Annotated in this window: 21 protein-coding genes; 9 read left to right on the plus strand and 12 right to left on the minus strand. The window is 72.6% G+C overall.

Annotated features, from left to right (window positions below; translation table 11 throughout):
* Positions 1-158 precede the first annotated feature (158 nt).
* Complete coding sequence (locus tag B5557_RS04855) at positions 159-839, plus strand: DUF4230 domain-containing protein (RefSeq protein WP_079657948.1); 681 nt, start codon at positions 159-161, stop codon at positions 837-839.
* On the opposite strand, the gene B5557_RS04860 is transcribed toward B5557_RS04855, so the two are convergent.
* From B5557_RS04860 to B5557_RS04885, 6 genes are read right to left on the minus strand one after another with little or no spacing between them, the layout of a single operon-like run.
* Positions 827-2,620 (minus strand): complex I subunit 5 family protein, encoded by a 1,794-nt coding sequence (locus B5557_RS04860; RefSeq protein ID WP_079657949.1) that lies wholly within the window; start codon positions 2,618-2,620, stop codon positions 827-829. The two genes, B5557_RS04855 and B5557_RS04860, sit on opposite strands and share 13 nt — an antisense overlap.
* Positions 2,620-2,967, minus strand: coding sequence for a sodium:proton antiporter (locus tag B5557_RS04865; protein ID WP_079657950.1), 348 nt, complete (start codon positions 2,965-2,967; stop codon positions 2,620-2,622). Before B5557_RS04865 ends, B5557_RS04860 begins: the two co-directional genes overlap by 1 nt.
* Positions 2,968-2,977: 10 nt before the next feature.
* Positions 2,978-3,718, minus strand: a complete 741-nt coding sequence (locus B5557_RS04870) for an MnhB domain-containing protein (RefSeq protein ID WP_079657951.1) — start codon at positions 3,716-3,718, stop codon at positions 2,978-2,980.
* Entirely contained in the window at positions 3,715-3,975 is a 261-nt protein-coding gene (locus B5557_RS04875) for a hydrogenase subunit MbhD domain-containing protein (protein ID WP_079657952.1), read from the minus strand. Before B5557_RS04875 ends, B5557_RS04870 begins: the two co-directional genes overlap by 4 nt.
* Positions 3,968-4,420, minus strand: coding sequence for a monovalent cation/H+ antiporter complex subunit F (locus B5557_RS04880; protein WP_079657953.1), 453 nt, complete (start codon positions 4,418-4,420; stop codon positions 3,968-3,970). Before B5557_RS04880 ends, B5557_RS04875 begins: the two co-directional genes overlap by 8 nt.
* Positions 4,417-4,599 carry a hypothetical protein gene (locus B5557_RS04885; RefSeq protein WP_079657954.1) on the minus strand — a complete coding sequence of 61 codons (183 nt, stop codon included), beginning with the start codon at positions 4,597-4,599 and terminating at the stop codon, positions 4,417-4,419. The genes B5557_RS04880 and B5557_RS04885 overlap by 4 nt, the downstream gene beginning before the upstream one ends.
* Positions 4,600-5,122: 523 nt before the next feature.
* Between B5557_RS04885 and B5557_RS04890 the strand changes: the two genes are divergently transcribed.
* On the plus strand, positions 5,123-5,575 hold the full coding sequence (locus B5557_RS04890) for a VanZ family protein (protein WP_079664594.1): 453 nt from the start codon (positions 5,123-5,125) through the stop codon (positions 5,573-5,575).
* A gap of 32 nt (positions 5,576-5,607) precedes the next feature.
* On the opposite strand, the gene B5557_RS04895 is transcribed toward B5557_RS04890, so the two are convergent.
* Positions 5,608-5,844 carry a hypothetical protein gene (locus B5557_RS04895; RefSeq protein WP_079664595.1) on the minus strand — a complete coding sequence of 79 codons (237 nt, stop codon included), beginning with the start codon at positions 5,842-5,844 and terminating at the stop codon, positions 5,608-5,610.
* 132 nt (positions 5,845-5,976) lie between these two features.
* On the opposite strand from B5557_RS04895, the gene B5557_RS04900 reads away from it, so the two are divergent.
* The 4 genes from B5557_RS04900 to B5557_RS04915 all read left to right on the plus strand — a co-directional run bounded on the left by B5557_RS04900 (position 5,977) and on the right by B5557_RS04915 (position 10,147).
* Entirely contained in the window at positions 5,977-7,026 is a 1,050-nt protein-coding gene (locus B5557_RS04900; RefSeq protein ID WP_079657955.1) for a PHP domain-containing protein, read from the plus strand.
* Positions 7,027-7,086: 60 nt separating this feature from the next.
* A complete protein-coding gene (locus tag B5557_RS04905) occupies positions 7,087-7,743 on the plus strand; it encodes an HAD family hydrolase (RefSeq protein WP_079657956.1) in 657 nt (218 codons plus the stop codon).
* Between the two features lie 320 nt (positions 7,744-8,063).
* Entirely contained in the window at positions 8,064-9,026 is a 963-nt protein-coding gene (locus B5557_RS04910) for an SDR family NAD(P)-dependent oxidoreductase (protein WP_079657957.1), read from the plus strand.
* A 92-nt stretch (positions 9,027-9,118) separates the two neighbouring features.
* Positions 9,119-10,147 carry an SDR family oxidoreductase gene (locus tag B5557_RS04915; RefSeq protein WP_079657958.1) on the plus strand — a complete coding sequence of 343 codons (1,029 nt, stop codon included), beginning with the start codon at positions 9,119-9,121 and terminating at the stop codon, positions 10,145-10,147.
* Between the two features lie 85 nt (positions 10,148-10,232).
* Here B5557_RS04915 and B5557_RS04920 read toward each other — a convergent pair whose 3' ends face one another.
* The 3 genes from B5557_RS04920 to B5557_RS04930 all read right to left on the minus strand — a co-directional run bounded on the left by B5557_RS04920 (position 10,233) and on the right by B5557_RS04930 (position 12,743).
* Positions 10,233-10,493, minus strand: coding sequence for a hypothetical protein (locus tag B5557_RS04920; RefSeq protein WP_079657959.1), 261 nt, complete (start codon positions 10,491-10,493; stop codon positions 10,233-10,235).
* A 183-nt stretch (positions 10,494-10,676) separates the two neighbouring features.
* The gene (locus B5557_RS04925) at positions 10,677-11,447 is read right to left on the minus strand and encodes a phosphotransferase family protein (RefSeq protein ID WP_079657960.1); all 771 of its coding nucleotides are present in this window, start codon (positions 11,445-11,447) and stop codon (positions 10,677-10,679) included.
* A gap of 72 nt (positions 11,448-11,519) precedes the next feature.
* Entirely contained in the window at positions 11,520-12,743 is a 1,224-nt protein-coding gene (locus B5557_RS04930) for an RNA-guided endonuclease InsQ/TnpB family protein (RefSeq protein ID WP_079664596.1), read from the minus strand.
* A gap of 614 nt (positions 12,744-13,357) precedes the next feature.
* Here B5557_RS04930 and B5557_RS04940 point away from each other — a divergent pair.
* From B5557_RS04940 to B5557_RS04950, 3 genes are all read left to right on the plus strand, one after another.
* A complete protein-coding gene (locus B5557_RS04940) occupies positions 13,358-14,608 on the plus strand; it encodes an FUSC family protein (RefSeq protein WP_079657962.1) in 1,251 nt (416 codons plus the stop codon).
* 46 nt (positions 14,609-14,654) lie between these two features.
* Positions 14,655-15,707: a hypothetical protein gene (locus B5557_RS04945; protein ID WP_079657963.1), complete on the plus strand. Its 1,053-nt coding sequence runs from the start codon at positions 14,655-14,657 to the stop codon at positions 15,705-15,707.
* Between the two features lie 90 nt (positions 15,708-15,797).
* Positions 15,798-17,045 carry a lactonase family protein gene (locus B5557_RS04950; protein ID WP_173877640.1) on the plus strand — a complete coding sequence of 416 codons (1,248 nt, stop codon included), beginning with the start codon at positions 15,798-15,800 and terminating at the stop codon, positions 17,043-17,045.
* Here the strand turns inward: B5557_RS04950 and B5557_RS04955 are convergent.
* Both B5557_RS04955 and B5557_RS04960 read right to left on the minus strand, forming a co-directional pair.
* Positions 17,013-17,735, minus strand: coding sequence for a DUF2470 domain-containing protein (locus tag B5557_RS04955; RefSeq protein WP_079657964.1), 723 nt, complete (start codon positions 17,733-17,735; stop codon positions 17,013-17,015). The genes B5557_RS04950 and B5557_RS04955 overlap by 33 nt on opposite strands.
* A gap of 86 nt (positions 17,736-17,821) precedes the next feature.
* A complete protein-coding gene (locus B5557_RS04960; RefSeq protein WP_079657965.1) occupies positions 17,822-18,436 on the minus strand; it encodes a TetR/AcrR family transcriptional regulator in 615 nt (204 codons plus the stop codon).
* Between the last annotated feature and the right edge of the window lie 83 nt (positions 18,437-18,519).

Here is an 18,519-nt window from a genome sequence, read left to right on the forward strand (position 1 = left end):
CCGGGTGGGCGCGGTCGTCTTCGCCTTCGACCACGGGCTGGTGCGGCCGGGCGGGTGAGCGTCCACGGCGTCTGCACTTTCCTGTCACAGCTCGTCAACAACGCGGTCTGACAAGGGAATTGGCGGGCATCCGGTCAGTAGGAAGGAGGACCGTCCGCATGACGACTTCCATCAAGCCCGACAAGCCCGTCAAGCGTCTCCCCCAGCGGATGCCCGGCTGGGCGAAGGCGCTCACCGCCGTCGTGGTCGTGCTCGTGGTGATGTTCGCCGGGATCCGGCTGAGCCTGCTGCCGGGACTGCGCGACTTCTTCGGCACCGAGACCCACGACCGCTCCGGTCCCGCCCTGCTCCAGTCCATCCAGGACATGAGCCGTTACGACGCCGCCACCGGAAACTTCCAGGTCGTCGTGGACCTGGAGAAGGACGCGAAGTTCCTCCCCGACGCGATCCGCGGCACCCGCACCCTGTACGTCGGGGCGGGCACCGTGGACGCCTTCGTCGACCTCGGCAAGATCGGCGACAAGGATGTGACGGTCAACGACGACCGCACCTCGGCCACGCTCCGGCTGCCGCACGCCCAGCTCGGCAAGCCGGCGCTCGACCCCGACCGCTCCTACGCGGTCTCCAAGCAGCGCGGTCTCCTCGACCGCCTCGGCGATCTCTTCTCCGACAACCCGGGCAGTGAGCAGGCCGTGCAGAAGCTGGCGGTGAAGCACATCGGCGAGGCGGCGAAAGCGAGCGAGCTGACCACGCGCGCCGAGACCAACACCACCGGCATGCTCCAGGGGCTGCTGCACTCCCTCGGCTTCAAGGAGGTGCGGGTCTCCTACGGCACATGACCCACGACCCCCGGCAGCGCCAGTGCGCCCAGGAGCGTCGTGCCGACCAGCAGCCAGGCCACGTAGTCCCCGACGTGGCCGGACTGCAGACGGCGCAGCGCAAGCGCCCGGCCGGGGGCGTCGAGCAGACGCGGACGGGTGACGGCGACGGCCGCCAGGCCCACGGCCAGCACGGTCGAGGCCAGTCCCAGCAGGGCCCCGGCCCAGGTCCAGTGGACGGAGGCGAGCGCGCCTCCCGAGCCGGTCTCGTTCACGGCGTGCGCGACGACGTGAGCGAGGCCGGGGGCCACACCGACGGCGACGGCGGCCGTGAGCAGCAGCGCGGAGACCACGGTCATGGTGTCGGGGATCCGGGTCAGCCGTTCCCGGGTCTCGGGCCGCTCGCCGGAGCCGGTCGTCTCGTACCCCTCGCTCTCGCGCGGTTCCTCGGGGCGGGGGCCGAGGCCGAGGAAGACGCGGGCGGCGACCCGCAGCACGGCCCCGGCGGTCACCGCGGAGACGGCGACATAGAGCACGGTCAGCGGGTGGCCGACGGCCTCCTCCGTGACGGACTTGCCCAGTGCCGTGCCGAACGGCGGCAGCCCCGCAAGGCCCAGCGCCCCGGCGGCGAACATCACGGCCACGCCTTTCAGTTTGCGGGCGCGGCCGTACAGGGCGTGCTCGTCGACGCTGCCGTAGCGGTCGAGGAGGATGCCGGTGCAGGCGAACAGGGCGGCCTTCACCCCGGCGTGCCCGAGGACGTACAGGGCGACGCCGTCGTCGGCCTCGGGCTTCAGGACGCCGATGCCGATGAGGAACAGCCCGGTGTGGGCGATCGTGGAGCAGGCCAGCAGGCGTTTGATGTGCCGCTGGTACCAGCACATGACCGCGCCGACGGCCGCCGTCAGCGCGCCCAGCACGACCAGTGCGCGTTCGAGATCGGGGGCCGGGATCCCGCCGGGTCCGGAGAAGACGGTCGTGTACACCCGCCACACGCCGTACACGCCGAGCTCCACCATCACGCCGGACAGCAGCATGCACACGGGGGTGGGTGCGACGGCGTGCGCGTCCGGCAGCCAGAAATGGAAGGGCGCCACGGCGGCCTTGACCAGCAGACCGGTCAGCACGAGGACGAAGGCGGCGAGGACCAGCGTGTCCGGCCCGCCGTGCCCGCCGTGCCCGGCCGCGCTGTCCAGGCCCCGCCCGATCTGCGTCATGCCCAACTCGCCGGTACGCCCGTACAGCAGCCCGATGCCCATCAGCATCGCGTACGCGCCGAGCGAGTTGATCACCCCGAAGGTCAGCGCTCCCTGCACCGCCCTGGGGTCGTCGATGCGGTAGCCGGTGAGCGCGTACGCGACGACGCTCATCAGCTCGAAGAACACGAACGCGTTGAACAGGTCGCCGGCGATCGCGAAGCCGCACATGCCCGCCTGGAACACCAGCAGCAGCGCCGGGAAGGAGCCCGCGTGGCCTCGGGGCGGCTCGTCGAAGTAGTGCCAGGAGTACGCCAGCGCGGCCGAGGTGAGCAGCGAGGCGAGGGTGGCCATGCCGAGGCCCGGGCCGTCGCCGATCACGACGATGCCGACGCTGTGACCGTTCACCGGGGTCCGGGCGCCGACCCACTCGGTCATCGGGGGCGAGGAGTTCAGCAGCAGGACGATGGCGAGCGCGGCGGTTCCCGCGGAGACCGCGCAGCCGACGGACTCGGCGGCGACCCGGGGCAGACGCCGTCCACCGGCCACCAGCAGCGCGGCTCCGAGCAGCGGGACGGCGACGAGCAGCGGCAGGAGGTGGTTCATCAGCCGCGCAGCTCGGAGAGTTCGTCGGGGTCGACCGTGCCGTGTCGTTTGGAGACCTGCACGACCAGGGCGAGCAGGAGCGCGGTGACGGTGGCGCCGACGACGACGTCGGTGAGGGCGAGGGCCTGGACGACGGGGTCGACGACCGGTCGCGAGCCCGGCCGGAGGTCGGAGAAGACGGGTGCGGTGGCCTCGTCGCGGTAGCCGACGGCCAGCAGCAGGACGTAGGTGGCGCACTGGCAGACGGCGAGGCAGCCGACGGCGTGGATCAGGTTGCGGCTGGTGGCCAGGCCGTAGCAGCCGGCCAGGAAGATCCAGACGGCGACCAGGTAGGGCAGGACATGCATCACGGCGACCTCAACTCCCGCTCTCTTCCTCGATCTCCACGGCCTGGTCCAGGAATCCGGCCAGCAGGACGACGACCGCGCAGGCGACCTCCATGCCGATCGCCGCGTTCAGCAGGGGGACGGTGCCCCCGGAGGACAGGGTGTTGAACGTGCCGTACGGCAGCAGGGTGTTGGCGAGGAACGCGGTGCCGGCGAGGACCGCGGCCAGTCCGGTCACGACGTAGGCGGAGGCGGCGAGGGCGTCGCCGACCTCGTAGCGGCCGAGGGGCCGTACGCGTTCCAGGGCCCGGTAGTCGGCGCCGAGGTAGAGCAGGTGCAGGGAGGTCGCGGCGACGACGCCGCCCTGGAAGCCGCCGCCGGGGCTAAGTTGCCCGTGCGCCACGATGTAGAGGCCGGTGAGCAGGGCGAGGGGCAGGACGAGGAGGGCGTAGCGGCGGACTGGCGGGGCGACGTCGGCGGGTTCGGGGCGGGCGCGGTGTTCGTCGCGGGTCTGCCGCAGCAGGACCACGCAGCCGAGCACCGCCGCGAACAGGATGGTCATCTCGCCGAGCGTGTCGAAGGCGCGCTGGTCGAAGTTGACGGAGGCGATGGTGTTGGCGGTGCGCCGGGCCAGCGAGGCGCGGACGGCGCGGTCGCCGTAGGGGTGCCGGTCGCCCCCGAAGCCGGGCAGGTCCAGGCAGGCGGCGGCGAGCAGCACGGCCAGGCCCCCGCCGCCGACGCAGACCAGCCAGAGCCGGTGGCGGGGGTTCACGGCTCGTCTTCCTTCCGCCGGGCCCGCCGCCGCACCTTGCGGACCGTCAGCAGCAGCAACAGCGGGGTCAGCGCGGAACCCACCGCCAGCTGTGACAGACCGACGTCGGGGGCCTGTAGGACGGTGAAGAGCACGGCGAGGGCGACACCGAGGACGGCCAGGACCAAGGCCTGCCGAACGGGATCGCGGGTGACGACGGCCACGGTGGCGGCGCCGGCGACCAGCAGCAGGGCGACGACGATCAGTGCGTCAGTCATGGCGCACCCCGTCCAGCCCGCCGGACAGGGCCCGCGAGGCGATGAGGTTGCCGCCGATCAGCAGCGCGCCCACGACGAGCAGCTTGCCCATCGCCCGGCCCGGCCCCGTCGCCACGCACACGGCGAGGACCACCGCCGCCCCGAGCCCCGCGACCGCCCAGGTGAGGGCCCGGGCGCGCGGCGGGTCCCCGGCGAGGTCGTCGGCGAGCAGGCGGGCGAAGACGAGGGTGCCGACCGGGCCGAGGAGCGCGAGGACGAGGGCGAGGTCGACGTAGGAGGGGCGGTCGTAGCCCTGGGCCAGGAGAAGCAGGCCGGGACAGGCCAGGGCGGTGGAGAGGTTCTGGGCGACGACGCGGCGGCGCAGCGGCCCGGTGGCCACACCCCACAGGGTGGCCCCCACTCCCCCGGCCAGGACGACGGTCGCCGCGAGCAGCCAGCCGTTCACCGGTCGCTCGCCGCCCGCCGCCCCGCCCGGGCGGCGAGCGCCGCGAGGGCGGCGGAGCCGGCGCCCACCGCGAGTTCCAGCGCGTCGACGGTACTGACGAGGACCAGCCAGAGCGCGGTCAGCGCGACCCACCAGGCCAGGAGCTCGCCCAGGGTCAGCAGCGCGGTACGCCGGTGCATGCGCCTCCTCCCCAGGCCGTCGTTTTATGCCGCTTTCGGCATCCAAGCACCGCCCGCGCCGGGCAGGGCGACGGCACGCGCGGGCCACAGCCCGGAGTGCCCCGGCAGCACGAACGGAAACGCGGACCGAGGGCCGGTCGGCCGCATCCCCGGCTGGTTTGCGGGTAATCGCCTTACTACGCAGGGAAGTTGAAGACTGGAGGACCGCATGGCCCGTGCAGCCTTACGTCCGCGTACCCTGTTCCGCCCACGCGCCGCCAAGAGCAGCGAGGAGCCCGCCACCCCGACCAAGCCGACAAACCCGAAGAACCTGAAGAACCCGAGGAAGGGGCCCGCCAAACCCGCCGCACCGGAGAACCCGACCGAGAAGACCGGAAAAGCCGGGAAGGCCGGGAATGCCGGGAAAGATGGGAAGGCCCGGAAGGAAGACGGGAAGGTCGCGAAGGCCGGGAAGGATGCGAAGGCCGGGAAAGGCGGCGCGGCGAAGGGGGCGAAGAAGGCGGCGCGCGCCGAGCAGCGGCCGTTGCCGTTTCCGCTGCGGCTGCTGGCGATGCTGTTCGCCTTCGCGTTCATGGTGGCGTTCGCCGTCGTGCTCGCCCGGCTCACCCTCGAGCCGTCGCCCGCCTCCGAGTCGCTGGTGCACTCCAACCTGCGCCCCGGCGACTCCCTGCGGGCCTACCTCGACCAGCCCGCGCTGCGCGACGCCGTGAAGCAGATCGGCGGGAACCTGCTGCTCGGGGTGCCCTTCGGGATCCTGGTGCCGGTCGTGGCCCCCCGGGCACGCGGGTTGCTGCGGGTGCTGCTGCTGACGGCGACCGTCATGCTGCTGGTGGAGTTCGCCCAGGGAGCGCTGGTGGCCGGGCGAGCCTTCGACGTCGACGACGTCATCCTCAACACCACGGGCGCGCTGATCGGCTACCTGCTCCTGGGGCGCAGGGTGAGCCGTGCGGTGCATGCGCGGGAGCGACGCCTGTGACGGGCGCGGGGCAGGAGACCGGGCCGCGACCGTCAGTGCGGGGCCCAGGTGTATCTGTCCCCGCCCACCCAGCGCACCATGTCCGGGTCGTCGAGGTCATGGACCGTGACGCCGAACGCGGCGGCGATCTCGAGGACGTCGGTGATGGCCCTCGCCTCACCGACCACTTGACCGTCGACTTCCACGATACGGAATGGTGTGGGGCCCGGCTGCACCCCGAGCACCATGATCCGCGGGCGGAAGACACGGAGGCCAGCGATTTCGGTCATGACATAGAGGGTAGAACGCAACCCGCCGGTATGAATCATCAGATCACCACCGAAAGGGGACGTCTTCCGCGAAGGCGACCTCCGCCATGCGGTCCGCGCGCGGGTGGGGAACTCTGGATCCAGGAGGTGGCGATGGATCCCGTCGAGGCTCTGGACCGGATCGCCTTCCTGCTGGAGCGGTCCCTGGCGCCGACGTACCGCGTGCGCGCCTTCCGTACGGCGTCCAGGGTGCTGACGCGGCTGCCCGCGGCGGAGGTGGAGCAGCGGGCGGCGGCCGGGACGCTGGAGTCGCTGAAGGGCGTGGGCCCGAAGACCGCGCAGGTGGTGCGCGAGGCGCTCGGCGGGCAGGTGCCGTCCTATCTGGAGAAACTGGAGGGCGAGGCCGGCCGGCCGCTCACGGACGGCGCGGGGTCCCGGCTGCGGAAGCTGCTGCGCGGGGACTGCCATGTCCACTCCGACTGGTCGGACGGCGGCAGCCCCATCGACGAGATGGGCCGGGCGGCGGCCGCGCTCGGCCACGAGTGGGCCGCGCTCACCGACCACTCGCCGCGTCTGACGGTCGCCCGTGGGCTGTCCCCCGAGCGGTTGCGCCGGCAGTTGGAGGTGGTCGAGGAGCTCAACGCGACCTGGGCGCCGTTCCGGCTGCTGACCGGGATCGAGTGCGACATCCTCGACGACGGTTCGCTGGACCAGGAGCCGGAGTTGCTGGAGAAACTCGATGTGGTGGTCGTATCCGTGCACTCCAAGCTGCGCATGGAGTCCCGTGCGATGACGCGCCGCATGGTGAACGCCGTGCGCGATCCGCACGCCGACATCCTCGGCCACTGCACGGGGCGGCTGGTGAGCGGTCGGGGGCGGCCGGAGTCGGAGTTCGACGCGGACGAGGTGTTCGCGGCGTGCGCGGAGTCCGGCACGGCCGTGGAGATCAACAGCCGGCCCGAGCGGCTCGACCCGCCGCGCCGGCTGGTGAGCCGGGCCGTGGCGGCGGGCGTGCTGTTCTCGGTCGACACCGACGCGCACGCTCCAGGCCAGCTGGACTGGCAGATCCTGGGCTGCGCGCGGGCCGAGGAGTGCGCGGTGCCCGCGGAACGGATCGTGACCACCTGGCCGCTGGCCGAGCTGCTGGCCTGGACGCGGGAGGGGCGGGTACCGGCAGGTACACCAGATACCGCAGGCCTCTGAGCGGTCCTTGGCGGTCCTGGACGGTCCTGGTCCTCAGGGACTCGAGAGAAAGGAACCCCGATGACCCGTGCCGCCGTGTTCGACGTCGACGGCACCCTCGTCGACACCAACCACCTGCATGTCACCACCTGGTGGGAAGCCTTCCGGCAGGCGGGCCACCGGGTGCCCATGCACGCCGTGCACCGGGCGGTCGGACTCGGTTCCGACGACCTGATCGCCCACCTGCTCGGCGACGAGCGCGACCAGGACGAGGACTCCGAGCTCAGCGCCGCCCACAAGGCCCTCTACGGACAGTACTTCGACCGGCTGCCGCCCCTGCCGGACGTCGGCCCCCTGCTGCGGCGGCTGCGCGACGACGGATGGACGGTCGTCCTCGCCACCTCGGCGAGCGGAGGCGAACTGTCGGCGCTGCGGCGCGCCATCGACGCCGACGACGCCATCGCCGCGACGGCGAGCGCGGACGACGTGACCGAGGGCAAGCCCGCGCCGGAACCCGTGCGGCACGCCCTGGAACTGGCCGGGGCGCCCGCCGAAAGCGCCGTGTTCGTCGGCGACACCGTGTGGGACATGCGCGCGGGCCGTCGAGCCGGGGTGCGCTGTGTGGGCGTCCTGTCCGGCGGCATCCCCCGCGCCGACCTGCTCGACGCGGGCGCGGAAGCCGTCTACGACGACCCCGCCGACCTGTTGGCGTCCCTGTCGGCGAGCCCGTTGGCCTGAGCCGCGGGCGACGGAACCCCGGGGTGACGGACGTCACGGCGCGCTGCCGCCGAGCGGGGAACACCCATAGGTGGTTGCGAGTTGAACCAACCGTGGGTGCGGATGGGACAGTGTCCCCGGGCCTCACCTTTTGCCCACAGGGACGATCGTTCGGCTGAAGCCCTGTGGAGCGTTCGCCGAGAGGCGACAGCCATCCGCGCCCACCGCTTGGCCGCCCCGACCGTGATTCCCCCGTCCGGTCGGGGCCTTCTTCTGTCCGGGCCCTCGGCGTGCGGTGCGCGCTTGACTTGGAGCGCACTCCAATTCGTAACGTCTGGGACATGAGCACTGCACAGCACAAGATCGGTTCGGGGTTCGACGCCCACAGCACCGCCGACGACGTTCTCGCCGGCATCGACCTCAGCGGCCGGCTCGCGGTCGTCACCGGCGGCTACTCCGGGCTGGGCCTGGAGACCACCCGCGCCCTCGCCAAGGCGGGCGCCCACGTCGTCGTCCCCGCCCGGCGCCCGGACGCGGCTCGTGAGAACCTCGCCGGCCTCGACGGCGTCGAGACGGACGAGCTCGACCTCGGCGACCTGGACAGCGTGCACGCCTTCACCGAGCGGTTCCTCGCCTCCGGCCGGAGCATCGACCTCCTCATCAACAGCGCCGGGATCATGGCCTGCCCTGAGACCCGGGTCGGCCCTGGCTGGGAGGCGCAGTTCGCGACGAACCACCTCGGCCACTTCGCCCTCGTCAACCGCCTGTGGCCGGCGATCGAGCCGGGCGGCGCCCGCGTCGTGTCCGTCTCCTCGCGGGCCCACCACTTCTCGGGGATGCGCTGGGACGACGTCCAGTGGCGGCAGGGCTACGACAAGTGGGAGGCCTACGGGCAGGCCAAGACCGCCAACGTGCTGTTCGCCGTCCACCTCGACCGGCTGGCCGGGGAACGGGGCGTGCGCGCCTTCGCCCTGCACCCCGGCGGCATCATCACGCCCCTCCAGCGGCACATCCCCAAGGAGGAGATGGTGGAACGCGGCTGGATCGACGAGGACGGCAAGGTGCTCAACCCGTCGGGCTTCAAGACCCCCGAGCAGGGCGCGGCCACCCAGGTGTGGGCGGCGACCTCGCCGCAGCTGGCCGGGATGGGCGGCGTCTACCTGGAGGACTGCGACATCGCCGAGACCGCTGTCGGCGGCGACCAGAGCTCCGGCGTCAAGACCTGGGCCACGGACCCGGAGCAGGCGGCGCGGCTGTGGGAGCTGTCCGCCGAGCTGACCGGCGTGAACGCGTTCGGCTCATAGGGCGCGGGCGCTGCCGGGGGCGTTCCGCGTGCGCGGGGCCCCGGCCGGGTACTCGGTCGGTTCCCCGCAGGAAACGCCGAGAGGAGCCGAAGGTGAGCAGCGCAACAGGCAGCAACGTCGTCGTCACGGGCGCCACCGGCAACGTCGGCACGAGCGTGGTGCGTCTTCTGTCGCAGGATCCTGGCGTCGCCTCGGTGCGTGGCCTGGCCCGGCGGGTCCCGGACTGGTCGCCGCCGAAGACCGACTGGGCGGCCGTCGACCTGGCCGACGAGCAGGCCGACCTCGCCGGGATCTTCGAGGGCGCGGCCGCTGTCGTGCATCTGGCCTGGGCGTTCCAGCCCACGCACGATCCGGCGGTGACCTGGCGTACGAACGTCCTGGGCAGCATCCGGGTCTTCGAGGCCGTGGCCGCCGCGCATGTGCCCGTCCTCGTGCACGCGTCGTCGGTGGGTGCGTACTCGCCGGGACCGAAGGACCGGGCGGTGGACGAGTCATGGCCGACGCACGGCTGGCCGGACGCCGCGTACTGTCGGGAGAAGGCCTATCTGGAGCGGGCTCTGGACACCTTCGAGCGGGACCACCCGCAGACCAGGGTGGTGCGGATGCGGCCGGCGTTCCTGTTCAAGCGGGAGTCGGCGAGCGAGCAACGGCGCATCTTCGGCGGGAGGTTCCTGCCCGGGCCGCTCGTCCACCCCGAGCGGCTGCCCCTCCTGCCTGACGTGCCGGGACTGCGTGTGCAGGCGCTGCACACCGACGACGCGGCGGAGGCGTACCGGCTCGCCCTGCGCACCGAGGTGGGGGGCGCCTTCAACCTGGCCGCCGAGCCCGCCGTGGACGCGAAGCTGCTCGGCAAGATGTTCGACGCCCATCCCGTCCGCCTGCCCCGGACAGCGGCCCGCTCGGCGATCGCCACGGCCTGGGGCCTACGCCTCCTGCCGGCTTCGCCGCACCTCTTCGACGCGGTCCTCAGGCTTCCCCTGATGGACTGCACCCGAGCCCGTGTCGAACTGGGCTGGCGCCCCGAGCATTCGGCGCCGGAGGTGCTGGAGGAGTTCCTCGAGGGCCTGCGCGGTGGGGAGGGCGAGGCCACGGAGCCGATGCGCGGCCGCAAGGCGGCCTGAGAACCGGCCGTCCGGTCCTGCGGACACCCAGGTCCGGACACCCAGGTCCGGGCACTCAGGTCCAGGTCGAGGCCGCCAAGGCTCTTCAGGCGGACGGTTCGTCGGGGACGGGATGGTCGGACTGTCCGTTTTCCGCGCGCGAGGCGCCCTGCCGGCCGCCGCGCGAGGCGCCCTGCCGGCCGGTGCCCGCCTCGTCGGTGTCCGGGACCTCCTGCGCGGCCTCGTCCGGCGACTCGGGCGCGGCTGCGTCCCAGGGGTCCTCGCCCCCGTCGGCCTGCTGGTCCGGCAGGTCACGCGGGACCGGCGCGCCGTCCTCGCCGGGGCCTTCGCGGCGCTGTGCGGCCACGACGTCCTCCCTCCGCACTCCCCCGGACGACGATCGTCCGGGCCTCACGCGAGTACCTCCCCGACTGCCGGACGAAACGTGGCGGCGGCCCGGTGGGAGGGACGCGTGTGCCGGGAGGGGCGTGCGCCCGCACCGGCGGTCGTCACCCGCCCCGTCACGCCGTCACGCCGCCCCGTCGCCCCGTCACGCCGCCGCGGACTCGATCTCGTCCAGCGCCGCGACGAGCTCCGGGGCTACCCTCTGCTGCACCCACCGCTCCTGATCGGCGCCGACCGCCCGCGGGACCGTCTCGATGAGCATGATCAGGTAGAGGTAGGCGCGGTAGAGGGCGAGACGCAGCCGTGCGGGCCGGTCGAACACGGCGCGGCCTCCGGCGGCCCGGTAGCCCTCCAGGAACGCCTCGTCCTTCCCGATGTCCCCGAGCAGCGCGAGGGAGACGAAGTCGGCGAGAGGGTCGCCCCAGAACATGCGCTCGCCGTCGATGAGGCCCCCGATCCGGGCCCGGCCGTCGGGACGGTCGACCAGGATGTTGCCCGGCCACAGGTCGTAGTGGACCAGCCGCGGGACGGTGACCTCGTCTAGGGCGTCGTACGCGGACCGGGCGACGGCGGCGACCTCCTCGACGGGACGGGGCAGCCGGGCGCCGTGCTCGCGGGCGTCGGCGAGGAGGCCGTCGAACATCGCCGTGAACGCGGTGCGCCAGTCGGGTGTGAGCGGGCCGAAGGCGCCGGTGGGATAGCCGAAGCCGGGCCCGGTCACCTCGTGCAGCCGGGCGACCTGACGGCCCAACTCCCCACGCAGCTGCGCCTGTTCGGCGACGGTGAGCGAATCGTCCCAGGGCGCGCCCGGGGACAGCGTCATCAGCAGCCACGCCTCGTCGACGGCCACGACGCGTGGCGACGGCACGCCGGCCTCGGCCGCACCGCGGCAGAACTCCGCCTCGCCGAGCAGCAGCCGGCTCTCTTGACTTGCTCCTCGGGCTGAAGCCCGAGGATTCTGGCCTTCCGTGACTGGTTTGCTGTGCCGCTACGCGGCACGCGGTTCGGTCGGGAATCCGTGGCTTCCTGTTTCTTCGCGCTGTGCCAGAACGGATTCTGGTCTTACCGGCGCTCCGCAGGCCGACACCGCCAGTCCGGCGGCCGTCTTCACGTTGATCGCGGCGTTGTGGTCCCGGTCGTGGACGGCGCCGCAGGCGGTACAGGTCCATTCCCGGACGTTCAGGGGTTTGGGCCCGTCCACGGCGCCGCAGGCAGAGCAGGTCTGGGAGGTCGGCTCAAACCGGCCGATCTTCACCAGCGTCCGGCCGTACCGCTGCGCCTTGTACTCCAGCATGTGCACGAATGACGACCAGCCCGCGTCGTGAACGGACTTGGCCAGCCGGGTACGTGCCAGCGCTTTCACTGCCAGGTCCTCCACGGCGATCCCTTGGTTCTCGCAGATCAGCTGTGTGGAGAGCTGGTGGTGGAACTCGCGGCGTGCGTCAGCGACCTTGGCGTGGGCGCGGGCGACCTTCAGGCGGGCCTTGGCCCGGTTCTTGGATCCCTTCTGTTTGCGGGACAGCTCCCGCTGGGCCTTCTTCAGTTTCTTCTCCGCGCGCCGCAGAAAGCGCGGGGAGTCGATCTTCGTGCCGTCGGACAGGACGGCGAAGTGGGTGAGGCCGAGGTCGATGCCGATGGTGCGGTCGGTGTCGGGCATCCGGTCCGCGTCGGCAGCGGGTTCGGTGTCGATGACGAAGGAGGCGAAGAACCGGCCTGCGGCGTCCTTGACGACGGTGACGGAGGAAGGGGCGGTAGGCAGAGGGCGGGACCACTTCACCTTCACCGCGCCGATCTTCGGCAGGCTCAGACGGCCGCCGGCGGTGATGCTCCAGCGGGCGTTGGCGGTGAACCGGATCGACTGCCGGGCGTCCCTGCGGGACTTGAACCGCGGCGCACCCAGTTGCGGGCCCTTGCGGACGCCCTTGAGGGAGGCGAAGAAGTTGCGGTAGGCGGTCTCGGCGTCCCGCAGGGACTGCTGGAGCACCACCGCGGACACCTCACCCAGCCAGGACCGCCCGGCCGTCCGCTTCGCCTCGGTGACCAGCTTCCGGGACAGGTCACCGGCCGTCGGAAACGGCTGCCCGGCCCGACGGGCGTCCTCACGGGCCCGCACGGCGTCGTTGAACACGACACGGGCGCACCCGAACGCCCTGACCAGCGCACCCTGTTGAGTGGCGTCGGGGTACACGCGGAAGCTGTACCGGAGCTGCATGACGATCACACTAAGCACGTCGAACCCGCGTCGTCATCGGGAACGTGTGAACGATCCGTCACCGTCACGAGCCGGTTCCGGCTCCGCCGGACCTGAGTCTGCGACGCTCCGCGTCGCCACTGTCAGATTCGCTTCACCACCGGCCTGAAGGCCGATGCACTGCGAATGAAATCCGGTAGCGGCTGCCGTCGGTGAGGCGGAGCTCCTCGACGGTGTTGTACGTGCCGCCGCCGAGCGGTCCGAGACGGGCCAGGCGGTCGGGCGGTATTCCCGCCGCCTCCAGCGCGTTCCGGGCCCGTGCCCAGGAGTCCGTCAACTTGTACCCACCCCTTCCTCCGGCCGGCCGTGCGGTCCCGGTACAGGGTATGGAAGGCCCGCCGGACGCCCGACACCGTCGCGCAACGGGAGCGGCGGAGGCGGTGGCGGTGGCGGTGGCGGTGGCGCAGAGCGTGCCGAGCAGCAGCGGACCGCGTCACCCGGTGCGGACAACCGGAACCCGACCACGGGGGCTGACCCCGTGGCCCACCTGCTCTTCCCCGGCCGCACGGGACGATCTAGGCTCGCTCGCGGCTGAAAACGTTCGAGGCAGGTGGGAAAGGGGAACGGGTCTGGGGATGCAAGATGTACGTGAGCGCGTGGGGCCGCTCGTACGGTTGGTGCAGCGCCACCGGGAACCCGTGGTCGTCCAGGCGCTGCGGGCCGCCGCCGCGGCCACGATCGCGTATGTCATCGCCCTGCGCCTGAGCCCCGAGGCACTGCCGCTGACGGCGCCGCTGACCGCTTTGCTGGTCGTGCAGGTCACCCTGTACGCGACGCTGACCAACGGCATCCGCCGGGTGAACGCGGTGGTGGCCGGTGTGCTCGTCGCCATCGCCTTCAGCCTCCTGGTGGGTCTGACCTGGTGGAGCCTCGCGCTGCTGATCGTGGCCTCGCTGGGTGTGGGGCACCTGGTGCGGGTCGACGAGTACGTCCCCGAGGTGGCGATCAGCGCCATGCTGGTGCTCGGGGTGACCACCGTCGGGGACACGGCGTGGGCACGGGTGGTGGAGACGCTGATCGGCGCGGTCGTCGGGCTCGGCTGCAATGTGCTGCTGCCGCCTCCGGTGTGGGTGGAGGAGGCGGGCGAGTCGATCGAGGGGCTGGCCCGCCGGCTGCGGCAGCTGATGCTGCGCATCGGCGAGGAGGCGGCCGGCCGCACCCCCGTCGAGCAGGCGACGGCCCGGCTGCACGAGGCGCGTCGGCTGGATCACGACATCGTCGAGGTGGACGCGGCGCTGCGGCAGGCCGAGGACAGCCTGCGGCTCAATCCGCGCGTGCGTGAGGGGCTGCTGCACCGGGTGGTGCTGCGCACCGGTCTGGACACGCTGGAGATCTGCACGGTCGTGCTGCGGGTGCTCGCCCGCACGCTCACCGACCTCGCCAAGGAGCGCGAACCGCAGCCGTTGTTCCCGCCGGAGACCGGGGCGACCGTGGAGCGGCTGCTGTCGGAGATCGCCGACGCGGTGGTCAGCTTCGCGGTGCTGGTCACGACGAGTGTCAGCGTCAACGCGGACGCCGCCGAGGCCCGGCTCACCGCCGAGCTGCGGCAGGCCGTGGCCACCCGCGACAAGCTCGCCCAGCTGCTGCTGGAGCAGCTCCAGCACGACGCCCGCCAGTGGCAGCTGCACGGCGCCGTGCTCACCGAGGTCAACCGCATCCTGGACGAGCTCGACACCGAGCACCGCTCTCGCCGGCTCCTGGAGGACCTGGACCGCGTGTCACGGGAACAGCGCGAGCGCATGCCTCGTCTGACCCGCCTGCGTGAGCGGCTCGGCGTTCAGGAGGAGCTGTGGAACCGTACGGGGATCACCCGGCGTTCTCCTTGACAGGCTCCGCGGCGGAGCCGGCGCGGGACACGAGGGGAGCATGCGGATGGCCGACACCACCGTACGGATCGACGGGGACTCGCTGAGGCTGCCGGGCGGGGTGGCGGTGCGCTTCATGCGGACGCTGCGGCTGCCGGAGAAGGGCACGCACGACCTGCCGCCCGGCCTCGGCGCGTTCCCGGTCCGCCGGGTCTCCGACCATGCCGGCACCGTGCCCGCCGAGTGGCTGGCTCGGGGCGGCGTGCTGCTGCCGATGTATCTGCGTGAGGCGATGTGGCTGAGCTTCGCGGGCTCGACGGAGCCGGCCGCGCTGCAGGTCGGGGCGGGCAAGGTGTGCGCGGTCTCCGGGAAGCCCTGGAGCAGCCGGCTCTCCCGCGACCCGCAGAACTACCTCACGCTGCCTCGTCAGCCCTGGCTGGACGGCATCAACTCGGGCAGGGGTACGGTGCGCCAGTTCGTGGCGGTGCCACTGGGCCTCGGGGCGACCGTGGAGGGCCAGGTCACCGGCGAGGAGGTCTGGGGCGGGGTCCAGCTTCAGTCGTTCCCGCTGAACGAGGTCGAGCGGGCCGAGTGGCGGGAGGCGGAGCGCCGCCGGTCCCTGGAGACGAGGAGCGTGAAGTCGGTGCGCGCGTACGGCGCCCCGCCCCCGCCCGGTGCGGCCCCGATGATGCCCGCCGCGACACCCGCTCCCGGCGGCGCGCCCCGGGTCCGCGCGGCCGCCGCGATGGGCCTGGGTGTGGGCGGTTCGATGCGCCAGGAGGTGTACCAGGACGTCCGTCCGGTCGAGGACTACACGGAGCGGCCGGCCGCCCGGGTCTTCGTGCATCTGGTGACGCCCCCGGAGTGGCGGCGCATCACCGGCGAGGAGCCCCCGCCGTCCCCCGTGGACCGCGCCGCGTACACCCAGGCCGGGCTGCCCTGGTTCGACTACTACGACGACGACGCGCACGACGTCGCGCCCAGCGACACCCTGGCCGGCGTGCAGCCGGTGGGCGAGTGGCTCGGCGCCGACCTGGACCCGTGGCAGCAGCCCGCCCCCGGCCAGGTGCACCACCTCAAGGACACACCGGGCAAGCCGGTGGAGGACGGCGACTGGTAGCCCGCCGCGTTTTCCGCTTTTGCGTTCGACGGCCGGTCCGCGTCAAGGTGGCTGTCACGGAGGATGCGGACGACGACCTGAGGTGCGGGCATGAGCAGTGGGACGGACGCGGCCGACGGTCGCTGGAGCAGGCGCCGCTTCGTCGGGGTGCTCGGCGGCGCGGCGGCGGCGTCGGCCCTGGCCGGGTGCGGCAGCGGCAGTGCCGGCGGCTCACCGGACGCCGAGCAAGCCCCGCAGGCCGCGCCGCCCCAGCAGCCGTCAGCGTCCGCCTCGACGGTGTCCACGCCGCAGGCCTCGCCGAGCCCCTCCGGTCCCCGGCCGCTCTACGTGGGCACCTACACCTCCGCCGAGGGCGGCGGGAAGGGCATCGGCGTCGCCTCGTACGACCCCGGCTCGGGGCGGATCACCGGCCGGGGCGCGATCACCGGCGTCCCGGACCCGTCGTACCTCGCGGTGCACCCGAACGGCCGAACGCTCTACGCGGCGGACGAACGCGAGGCGGGCGCCGTGACGGCCGTACGGCTGTCCGACGAGAAGGTGCTGGGCAGCTGGGCCACGGGCGGGGCGCACACCTGCCATGTGTCGGTGCATCCGAGCGGGCGGTGGCTGCTGAGCGCCGACTTCGGCTCGGGCAGTGTGGCCGTGCACCCGATCGACGCCTCGGGGGCGCTCGGCGACCGCACCGCCATGGAAACGCACACCCGTCCGGCGCCCCGGCAGGGCCAACAGGGGCCGCACGCCCACCAGTTCATCACGGCTCCGGACGGCGGCCATGTCCTCGCCGTCGACTTCGGCACCGACACGGTGTACAGCTACCGCCTGAACGAGAAGGCGGGCACGCTCACGGAGGTCGCGCAGGCGCACACCCGTGCGGGCGCCGGTCCGCGCCATCTCACGTTCCATCCCGGCGGCCGGTACGCCTACCTCGCGAACGAGGCCGACGACACGGTCACGGTCTGCATGTACGAAGCGTCCAGTGGCCGGTTGACGATCGGGAAGCCGCAGTCCACGGGCTCGAAGGCGGGCACCAACTACCCGGCGCAGCTGGCGGTCACGCGGGACGGCGCGTACGCCTTCCTCGCCAACCGCGGCGACAACAGCCTCGCCCGCTACGCCGTGGAGGCGGACGGGGCCCGGCTGCGGCTGCTCGGCACGGTGCCGGTGGACGGGGACTTCCCTCGGCAGATCGCCCTCTCGCCGGACGGCGGCCTGCTCTTCGCCGCCAACCAGCGCTCCGGCACGGTCAGCGTGTTCCGGGTGGACGGCGCGAGCGGTGGGCTGCGGCTCGCGGGTGAGCCGTTCGCGTCACCCGTCGCCGTCTGTGCGCTGCCGCTGTAGGGCGCGCGGGCAGGCGGCCGCGGCCTGGGTGAGCAGGACGTGCATGCGCTCGGTGAGCTGTGCGACGTCGTCGGCGGGCGCGTGGAAGGGCAGGCGGACGTCGCCATGGGCACGGGCGCGCTCGATGCGCAGCGTCAGTCCGTGCCGGTCGACGGCGAGCGGCTGAACGCGGACAGCGCCGTGCAGGCTGTCGCGCCGGACGAGCCGGGTGAGCCGCTCGACGGCGTCGGGGTGGGCGTCGGCGAGATGCGTGAGCAGCTGGGCCTCGGCGGTGGCGAGCGGGTCGGGGCGGGCCCGCGTGAACTCCTCGAGGGCGACGACGACCGCGCCGGTGGGCGGTTTCAGCACGACGCGGGTGGCATGGAAGGCGAGCTGGTCGCTCTCCGGGGTGAACCAGCCCGCCAGCCAGAGCCGGGCGCGGACACGGCTGCGTACGGGAACGGGCGCCGGGTCGGCGAACTCCAGCACGGCGGACGGCTCGCCGCGGGGTGCGCAGATCGCCGCGGTGCGCAGGGCGCTGTCCTCGGGCGCCCGCAGGATCACCCGGCCGTTCTCGTCGACGGTGTGCGCGCCGACGAACTCCTCGCGTCCGCCGTCCGCGGTCACGGCGCACGACCACGAGGCCGCGAGCACCGATCGGGCCTGCGCGGCGGCGGACGGCAGGGCCGCCCAGCTTTGGCTGTCACCCATCCCAAAACCTCCTTAGGTAAGCCTTGCCTAACCTATCGGAGTTCCATGGTCGCGCCAACCACTGCCCCAAGGCTCCCTGTCCGAAATCACCCCGGAGCCGACATGACCCCCAGCAGCGCCCGCGTACACAGCTCCCGCACCTGATCCCGTGACAGGTCCGGCCCGCGCAGCCACTCCAGACAGACCGCCGTGGTGAAGGCCAGCCAGCCGCGCACCGCCAGCCGTACGTCGGGCCGCTCCTCGAAGACCGGGCCGAACTCGGGGTCGGCGCCGAGGGCCGCCAGGATCTGGCGCTCCTGTGCCACCAGGGCCCGCTGATAGACCTTGCGCACCGCCTGGTCGCCGGCCGCGTCCGCGCGATGGAAGGCGCGATAGCCGTGGGCGTGGGTCTCCACATACTCCAGGAAGGCATCCAGGCCCGACGCCAGCTGTTCACGGACCGGGACGCCGGGGACCGCCGCCGTCATACGCAGCATCCGCTCGCTCTCGCGCTCGACGACCGCCGCGAAGAAGTCCCGTTTGGTGGGGAAGTAGTGGTACAGCAGCCCGCGCGAGACGCCGGCGATCTCGGCGACCTGCTCGATCCACACCTCGTCGTAGGGGCTTTCCGAGAACAGCCGCGCGCCGACCGACAGGAGTTGCTCCCTGCGTTCCCCGGTACTCAGTCGACGCCGGGTGCGCTCCCCCTGGTTCGCGGCCATGCCCGCACCTTACTTGACGCCGGTTCAACAGCGGGACCAGACTGAGCCGCGTTATTGAACCCACGTACAACATGCTCAACGTG

This window comes from Streptomyces sp. 3214.6 (assembly GCF_900129855.1).
GTDB lineage: Bacteria > Actinomycetota > Actinomycetes > Streptomycetales > Streptomycetaceae > Streptomyces > Streptomyces soliscabiei.

Coding starts and splice junctions, on each gene's coding strand:
- B5557_RS04855 (WP_079657948.1), top strand. CDS start 159: ATGACGACTTCCATCAAGCCCGACAAGCCCGTCAAGCGTCTCCCCCAG.
- B5557_RS04860 (WP_079657949.1), bottom strand. CDS start 2,620: ATGAACCACCTCCTGCCGCTGCTCGTCGCCGTCCCGCTGCTCGGAGCC.
- B5557_RS04865 (WP_079657950.1), bottom strand. CDS start 2,967: ATGCATGTCCTGCCCTACCTGGTCGCCGTCTGGATCTTCCTGGCCGGC.
- B5557_RS04875 (WP_079657952.1), bottom strand. CDS start 3,975: ATGACTGACGCACTGATCGTCGTCGCCCTGCTGCTGGTCGCCGGCGCC.
- B5557_RS04885 (WP_079657954.1), bottom strand. CDS start 4,599: ATGCACCGGCGTACCGCGCTGCTGACCCTGGGCGAGCTCCTGGCCTGG.
- B5557_RS04895 (WP_079664595.1), bottom strand. CDS start 5,844: ATGACCGAAATCGCTGGCCTCCGTGTCTTCCGCCCGCGGATCATGGTG.
- B5557_RS04900 (WP_079657955.1), top strand. CDS start 5,977: ATGGATCCCGTCGAGGCTCTGGACCGGATCGCCTTCCTGCTGGAGCGG.
- B5557_RS04905 (WP_079657956.1), top strand. CDS start 7,087: ATGACCCGTGCCGCCGTGTTCGACGTCGACGGCACCCTCGTCGACACC.
- B5557_RS04910 (WP_079657957.1), top strand. CDS start 8,064: ATGAGCACTGCACAGCACAAGATCGGTTCGGGGTTCGACGCCCACAGC.
- B5557_RS04930 (WP_079664596.1), bottom strand. CDS start 12,743: ATGCAGCTCCGGTACAGCTTCCGCGTGTACCCCGACGCCACTCAACAG.
- B5557_RS04940 (WP_079657962.1), top strand. CDS start 13,358: ATGCAAGATGTACGTGAGCGCGTGGGGCCGCTCGTACGGTTGGTGCAG.
- B5557_RS04945 (WP_079657963.1), top strand. CDS start 14,655: ATGGCCGACACCACCGTACGGATCGACGGGGACTCGCTGAGGCTGCCG.
- B5557_RS04950 (WP_173877640.1), top strand. CDS start 15,798: ATGAGCAGTGGGACGGACGCGGCCGACGGTCGCTGGAGCAGGCGCCGC.
- B5557_RS04955 (WP_079657964.1), bottom strand. CDS start 17,735: ATGGGTGACAGCCAAAGCTGGGCGGCCCTGCCGTCCGCCGCCGCGCAG.
- B5557_RS04960 (WP_079657965.1), bottom strand. CDS start 18,436: ATGGCCGCGAACCAGGGGGAGCGCACCCGGCGTCGACTGAGTACCGGG.